General features: G+C 35.6%; 6 protein-coding genes. All 6 read right to left on the bottom strand.

The features are described 5' to 3' along the window. Window positions 1-704, bottom strand: a 704-nt coding sequence (locus tag CI949_RS14540; RefSeq protein ID WP_290767596.1) for a glycosyltransferase, incomplete at its 3' end; no start/stop codon positions are given. Between the two features lie 89 nt (window positions 705-793). Further along, window positions 794-2,191 (bottom strand): flagellar filament capping protein FliD, encoded by a 1,398-nt coding sequence (gene fliD, locus CI949_RS14535; protein ID WP_149796829.1) that lies wholly within the window; start codon window positions 2,189-2,191, stop codon window positions 794-796. Window positions 2,192-2,206: 15 nt separating this feature from the next. Further along, the gene (locus CI949_RS14530; protein ID WP_149796828.1) at window positions 2,207-2,581 is read right to left on the bottom strand and encodes a flagellar protein FlaG; all 375 of its coding nucleotides are present in this window, start codon (window positions 2,579-2,581) and stop codon (window positions 2,207-2,209) included. Window positions 2,582-2,673: 92 nt separating this feature from the next. After that, window positions 2,674-4,074, bottom strand: a complete 1,401-nt coding sequence (locus tag CI949_RS14525) for a flagellin (protein WP_290767590.1) — start codon at window positions 4,072-4,074, stop codon at window positions 2,674-2,676. Between the two features lie 185 nt (window positions 4,075-4,259). Then, window positions 4,260-5,171 (bottom strand): flagellar hook-associated protein FlgL, encoded by a 912-nt coding sequence (gene flgL / locus CI949_RS14520; RefSeq protein ID WP_290767588.1) that lies wholly within the window; start codon window positions 5,169-5,171, stop codon window positions 4,260-4,262. Between the two features lie 19 nt (window positions 5,172-5,190). Further along, the gene (gene flgK, locus CI949_RS14515; protein WP_290767586.1) at window positions 5,191-6,888 is read right to left on the bottom strand and encodes a flagellar hook-associated protein FlgK; all 1,698 of its coding nucleotides are present in this window, start codon (window positions 6,886-6,888) and stop codon (window positions 5,191-5,193) included. Window positions 6,889-6,995 lie beyond the last annotated feature (107 nt).

Raw genomic sequence — 6,995 nt, 5'->3', positions numbered from 1 at the left:
CCATGTTTTTTATCTTTCATGATATTATAAGCCTTTAGAATAGCATCTAAAGCTTCCCCATTATCTCCATGCATAGCATAACTACGAGAAAGTTGATACCAATAATAAATATTTTCAGGATCTTTTTCTAATTCTCTTTTTAAAATAGTAGCTGTTCTTTGAAATTTTTTTTCCATTAATTCTTTATCTGAAGAAATATAACCATAATGATCCAAAACAGTACTTAATCCATAAATTGGTTTTTTGAATTGAGGCTGATTATGAACTGCCCCTTCAAAATGAAAATCTTCATCGTTTTCAAAAAGACGAGGAACTAATATTTTAGTAAAATTTTCATTTTTTTCATCAGTATAATTTTTCTGGGTAACAAAAGCAGTCTTATATTTCTTATATTTACCTGATTTAAAAAAATTAATAATTGTTTCTGGATTAGAAACTATTTCATCCCCATCAAGAGAAAAATACCAGTCACCCTTACTGTAACTTATTACCTTGTTTCTCATCTCGGAAAAATGTTCATTCCATTCATGAAAATATACATTTTCAGTGAATTTTTTTGCAATTTCTACTGTATTATCATCCGATCCAGTATCAATAATTATTAATTCAGAATCTAAAGCTTCTCTAATTAGACTTAATGCTTCTAAACATTCCTCTAGATGCTTCCCTTCATTTTTTACCATCATTCCTATTGTAAGTAACATTTAATTCCCTCCAAAATAAAAACAATTAAAGGAGATCGGTATTTTATTCAGCTTACCAATCTCCTCAACAAAACTTATTTCTTATCATATTACTGCATACCACTACTGCTGGATCCAGCAAGACTTGAAAGCTGACTCTGCATCCAGCTCATCTGCTGATTCATTTCAGAGATGGCTGACTCCATATTGGTAAACTGCTCCATATATCTTTGTCTGGTCATTTCTACCTGTCTTTCTACATCTGCTATATCTTCATTTAAGCTCTCTATCCGAGTATCATAGAAATCCAGTCTTCTGGGTATCAAACCGGTATTACTCTGAAGCACCTGGTCAAGATAGCTATCCATTCTAACTGCCATACCATCATAACCGGTAACATTTGACTCTGCCTGAAAAAGATTGATAATTTCTTCCGGATTATTCTCCAGAGCTTCAGTTAGTTTAGAACTATCAAGACTCATTACTCCATCCCGATCAATTTCTATGCCAACTGAACTTAAAGTCTGATAGTTTCCACCATCTTTTACTTTTGCAGTAGCAAGTTCTCGCAGGCGCATCTGCAGCCTCATTATAGTTCCATCACCCTGAAGTATTCCGCCTTCTTTAGTCACAGAATCATAACTACTTTTGCTGTCAATAAAGTCCATAACACTATTATACTGGTCAACAAAAGCCTGCACAGCTTCAGTGGCTTTAGCAGTATCTTTAGCAACAGAAATAGTAGCTGTACTATCTACGGCAGCTTCTGGATTGATCTTAAAGGTTACTCCCTCAACTGCATCACTGAATTCATTAGAGGAGCTTGTTATTCCTGTTATTCCATTGATCGCTATTTCAGCATCTGATGCCTGCTGTGGTTCATTAATTATCTCTCCGTCTGTATTCAAAACACCTATTTCCGCTAAAATTCCATTATTATCAGAAATAGTCGGACCACCAGTATCTAAAGTATCTTTTAAGGCATTATCTACTCCAGTTTCTGAGGCTTCTAAAACAAGCCTGTTATCAACTATTGAAGCACTAACACCAGCTTCTGCCTCATTGATCTTATTGCTTATCTCAGTTAAAGTATCTCCCGCCGTTACAGCAATATCTGTCCCTTTAATTGTAATCGTATCATCAGCAGAAGCAGTATAAGCATCTGCCATCTGACCGCCAAAGATCCTCTGTGCCTTGGCTGTTCTTTTGACCTTAATATCGTAATTGGCTTCTGCAGTAGAGTTGCTAGCAGTAGCAGTAACTACATCTTGATTACTAGAGGTTGTAGTCCTGGAATTATAAGTTGAAGATAACTTAAGGTCAGTTATCGTATTTTCTAAATTATCCAACCTGCTGTTAATATCACGCCAGGCACCCTTAGTCTGTTCCATTTCTGATATTTCCTGCTGATAATTATAAATCGGCTTTTTTTCTAGCTGTACCAGCTGATCAATAATTCCCTGAGTGTCCATACCGGTGGCTAATCCACCAAGACTTAAATCACTCATTATAACACCTTCTTTCTAAACCGTCTCATCTATTAAAATTCCTACCATATCATGAATCCTGGCCTTTAAATCCAGCATTTCTTTGGGCGGCATTTCTTTTATCACTTCTTTTGTTTTTAAATCAACTACCTGGACCATCATAGTTTCTGTTTTTTCATGAATTTGAAAGGAAAGTCCTTCTTTAACTTTTTCTACTATTTCGTTTACATCTTTTACTGATTTTTTGACCTCTTCTGCCAGTTCTTTTTCAGTGAACTCTTTGTTTTCCTGAAGAGATTGGGTTTTGTTATCACTATTACTATTATTGCTATTAACTCCAGTGCTTTGATTACTGCTCTTATCATTATGAATCTGACGGTTGGAAAGAGATTCCACACTATCTGCTCTCATAATAGTTTCCACCCTTTCTTAAAAAATAAGCCAGCCGGAAAACCGGCCGGCCTGATTGTTGTTCTATTAGATATTTCGTTCTCTTCAAGAAATTAACCGAGCAACTGCAGTACGCCCTGTGGCATCTGATTAGCTTGAGCCAACATTGCAGTACCAGCCTGAGATAAAATCTGCTGTTTACTCATATTCATCATTTCTTTGGCCATATCTACATCAGAGATTCTGGATTCAGCAGCTGTTAGGTTTTCTTGAGAAGTATTTAGATTATTTATTGTGTGATCTAATCTATTCTGAACAGCACCTAATTTAGAACGTTCTGCTGAAACATCTGCGATAGCCTTATCAATAGTCGCAATCGCATTATCAGCACCCTCTTGAGTAGTTAAATCAACACTTTTTACCCCTAATGCCTCGGAGGACATATCGTTCATACTAGCTTTTGTATTCTGTTCCTCATTAGCACCTATCTGTAATGTAACTGCTTTATTTTGAACTGAAAAGTCATCATTTGAACCAGTACCAGCAACCGCGTTAGAGGTAGCCTCAAAAGTGAAATCGCCGACAGAAAATTCACTAGTTTTATCTGCTCCTGAAGCATAGCTTGCTTTTACACTAACATTTTTAGCAACTTCTTCTCCAGTAGCTCCACTATCCTCAGTCACAGTTATATCAGCTGTTATATCCTGAGTAAAGTTGGCTGTTCCAGCTGCAGAAACACCTGAAGTAGCTACAGTAAATCCACCTAGAGCAGCTGAACCACTACCAGTGGTAGTTACATCATTTACACTATCAAGAACATTTCCTTCCGAGTCTAATAATGATACATCTGCCGTACTAGCTGCACTGTCTACATCCGAAATTTGAATTTGATAATTACCAGCATCTACATTTGTACTTGCAGCAGTACCAGCTGTTATATCAGCTTTGGCTATTCCAGTACCATTAGCTGAAAAATTAGTTGTAGCAGTGCTTACATTGGATGTGGCTACATTATATGTTCCACTTTCAACGGAAGTTTCAGCATCTACACTGGAAAGATTTGTAGTATTAGCTGTCATTGTAGCATCTACAGATTTAGAACCATTTAATAGTTTTTGAGTGTTAAATTCAGTATCACTAGCGATTCTATCCAACTCAGAAGTTAACTGATCAACCTCTTTTTGAATTTCTTCTCTATCTGCTGCTGTATTTGTATCGTTAGCAGCCTGAACAGATAGCTCACGCATACGTTGAAGAATACTGTGACTTTCTTTTAATGCACCCTCAGCAGTCTGAATCATAGAAATACCATCCTGAGCATTTCGCTGTGCCTGAGAAAGTCCATTAATCTGAGCATTCATCTTCTCACTGATAGCAAGCCCCGCTGCATCGTCAGCAGCACTATTGATTCTTTTACCTGATGACAGTCTTTCTAAAGATTTGCTAAGATTGTTCTGTGTATCCTTAAGTTGATTATAAGAGTTTAAAGCAGCTACGTTTGTGTTAATTCTCATTATTTATTCCTCCTTGAAATTTTGTGTTGTTCCTGGCATCCTTGCCAGTTGAATCTATTTATTTTGGTTATATGAGCACCTCCGCAGCAACACTTCGGCCGATAGTGTTGCCAGCAACGGTGTTTTAGTAACCATTACAACTATGGTATTTTTAATTAAACCATAGTTATAAAAGCAACTAAAATTTATCTAATAAAATCAACTAAAGACTGCTGCATAATTCTGGAGCCAGAGGCTAAAGAAGCTCTGTAAACTGTTTCTTCCATCTTGAGTTCTGTTATTACCTCAGCTAAGTCAGCGTCTTCATTTTTAGATTTTAAATCTCTTAAATGAACTTCATTTGCTTCTAATCTATCAATAATATTTCCTGCCCGCTGAAGCTTTCCACCAATTTCTGATCTTTTTTCAACAAAATCATTTATATGATTACCCAGTTCACCAAGATTATCACCAATATCTTCACCTTTAAAATCTTCACCAGGAATATTATTCTCTAATTGTCTATAAATTTTATGGAGCTTATCAATTTTATCTTTAAAAACCTCATCGCCATTAAGGCTAACATCCATCTCAACATTCTCATTTAATCTTCGCTTAACACCATTTTTATCACCCTGATAGTCAACGTAATTCTTTAGATCAGTATCGTCAGCATTAAGTGAAAATGGCTTTTCTCCAGTTTCCTGCCCAGAAAAAATATAGCTGTCACCAAGTTTAGCATTAGAGATATCAATTAACTCATCTCTTAACTGCTTCATCTCTTTAGCCACCATTTTTCTGTCATCAGTCGTCATCGAATCGTTGGCAGCATAAATTGTTAATTCCCTAGCTCTCTGCATTACTTCAGTCCCACTCTTAAGAGCACTCTCTGTTGTATTTAACCAGTTTTCAGCCTGATTTAAATTACGCTGAAACTGTGAATTCCTATTTAATTGAGATTTATAATTCATGCTATCTGCTACCTTAATTGGGGCATCAGAAGGCATCTGAAATAACTTACCTGAACTTAACTGTTCATTTAAATCATTTAAATCTCCCATATTCTTTTTCAAATGGTCTAACATATTTCTAACCATCATTGAGTTTGTAACCCGCATTGCTGTCATCTCCTATAAGTTATACTATTGTCATCAATGAATCCAGTAGTTCTTCTGTTTTATTTATATATTTGGCTGCTGCTGCATAAGACTGCTGGTATTTAATTAAATTAGCCATTTCTTCATCAAGAGATACTCCAGAAATACTTCTATCAAGTGTATTTAACTGCTTTAAAACAACCTCCTGGTTATTTACCATTCTCTGGGCTCTGGAAGAATTTGCGCCAACAGAAGTTATAATCTCTCTAAACTCAGATTTAATATTATTGCCATCTTTTTCGAAAATATCCGAAAGAGCATTTGCATTTTCTCCATTACCAATGGCTTCATCTAAATTAACTACAGCAGTTCCTTCACTTTTAGCTGTTATATTAAAATCAATATCTCCAGCAACATCTGTAAAATTACCTGTTGCTGTATCAAAACCAATTTTATAATTATCTGCTTTTTTAACAGTTTCAGGACCAAATTCAGCATCTGTTTCTAGGTTGGTCACTGTAACTTCATAGTCAGAATCATCATCGTTAGGATCAACTTTTCTAATATCAATTTCAAATTTAGCTGTTATATCACTGGTATCAACTTTTTCAATTCCCACAACAGAGCCATCAGACACTGTATTTCCGGCTGCTATCTTATCCAGACCACCATCAGGATCAGCTATATTTTCATCTAAAACAAGCTGTGAGATAACTGTTTGATCTCCATCCATACTTGCTATAGATTTGAAAAAGTCCCCACCCTGGTTTCCTTCTGCATCATAACCTGCTTTATGCTGATTATTAAACTCGGTTACCATATTCTCAGCAAGATCATTTAATTTTTCTATGTTTACAGTTAATTCTTCATCTCTAACATCCATCCAGGCTTTAATCTTACCATTTTTAACATTAACTGGTGAACCTGTTTTTTTATGTCCGAGAATCATTCTATCCTCATTATCTGGATCTTCAATCATTTCCAGCTCATATGCATCAGATCCATTAACAATCTGTTTACCATCTGCAGAGATAATTAAATTCCCCTGCTCATCTTCCCTGGACTGAACATTTAACATAGAATTCAACTCTTTGTATAAGGCGTCTCTCTCATCCAAAAGATCGTTTGGGCTCTGGTCACTTCCCTTTACAGAAACTATCTGCTTATTTAGATCTGCAATTTTAGTAGTTATTTCATTAACATTAACAGCTGCATTATTTAAGTTTTGATCTATACTATCTTTATAATCTGTCAGTTGATTTTCCACACTCTGAAATGAATCAATCAAATTATAGGAATTTTCTCTTACCATATTTCTTGCTGCGTCATCACTAGGGTTGTTGCTTAAATCCTGAAGTGAATTCCAGAACTGATTCATTGCTGTATCTATTCCGGAGTCAGAAGGTTCATTAAAAATATACTCTATCTTTTCTAGTCCCCGCTGCATTTCAGTCCAGTAACCTGCACTTTGAGTTTCATTGAAAATTTGAGAGTTGATAAACTGATCTTTAACTCTCTCGACAGTTTCAATTTCAACTCCGGTTCCAAACTGGCCGGCTCCGCCATGATTAGATAATCCGGGAGCTGTATATGGATAAGAGGCTTTATGTACTGCCCGCTGTTTATTATAGTTTTCATTATTTGCATTTGCTATATTATGTCCGGTTACATCGAGTGATTTTCTTTGGGTTTCTAAGGCTCTCAAACCAAGATGTAAACCGCTGAATATATTATTCATTTATATAACCACCTTTAGACCTTTTTGTTTAACAGTCGCGGCTGTTCTTTTTGGTCTTTATCTTTTTTACTATATGTATTTTTGTTTTCTTTAATACTCTTTAAAAT

The organism is Halanaerobium sp. (assembly GCF_003070835.1).
Note: the sequence above shows the minus strand (reverse complement) of the source record. Positions and strands in the feature narration are given on the sequence as shown.